Origin of the sequence: Streptomyces sp. BE303, assembly GCF_036290945.1 — a bacterium.
GTDB lineage: Bacteria > Actinomycetota > Actinomycetes > Streptomycetales > Streptomycetaceae > Kitasatospora.
In genome coordinates this window covers 1-567 of sequence record NZ_JAQYWZ010000651.1, presented here as the reverse complement: position 1 = coordinate 567, position 567 = coordinate 1, and the positions used below count along the sequence as shown (strand labels likewise).

Annotated in this window: 1 protein-coding gene and 1 pseudogene; both read right to left on the bottom strand. The window is 69.5% G+C overall.

Annotation, left to right across the window (positions count from 1 at the left end):
- Window positions 1-393, bottom strand: a 393-nt coding sequence (locus PUR56_RS15315; RefSeq protein WP_329949324.1) for an ABC transporter permease, incomplete at its 3' end; no start/stop codon positions are given.
- A pseudogene (locus tag PUR56_RS15310) lies at window positions 390-567 on the bottom strand (ABC transporter); the annotation flags it as partial. The pseudogene PUR56_RS15310 and the gene PUR56_RS15315, both read right to left, overlap by 4 nt.

Sequence of the window (567 nt, the reverse complement as noted above, 5' to 3'; positions counted from 1 at the left end):
GACGAGGACCACGCTGGCGACCGACTGCAGCACGCTGCCGACGACGTGTCCGACGAGCACCGACGGGCGGTGGATCGCCATCGTGCGGAAGCGGGCGATGATGCCCTCGGTCATGTCGTTGGAGACGGACACCGCCGTCCCGACCACGGTGCTGCCGATGGTCATCAGCAGGAGGCCCGGGACGAGGTAGGCGATGTACGCGGAGCGGTCCGGGCCGCCGCCGCCTCCGAGGCCCGCGCTCATCGTGTCGCCGAAGACGTAGACGAAGAGCAGCAGCAGCATGATCGGTGTGAGCAGCAGGTTCAGGGTGAGGGACGGGTAGCGCCGGGCGTGCAGGAGGTTGCGGCGCAGCATGGTCGAGGAGTCGCGCAGGGCGAGGGTGAGGGAGCTCATCGGGCGTTCTCCTTGGCCTGGTGGGGGATGTCGGTGCCGCCGGTGAGGGCGAAGAAGACGTCGTCGAGGTCGGGGGTGTGGACGGTGAGTTCGTCGGCTTCGATGCCGGCGGTGTCGAGGTGGTCGAGGAGGGTGCGCAGGTGGCGCTGGCTGCCGTCGCTGGGGATCTGGAGG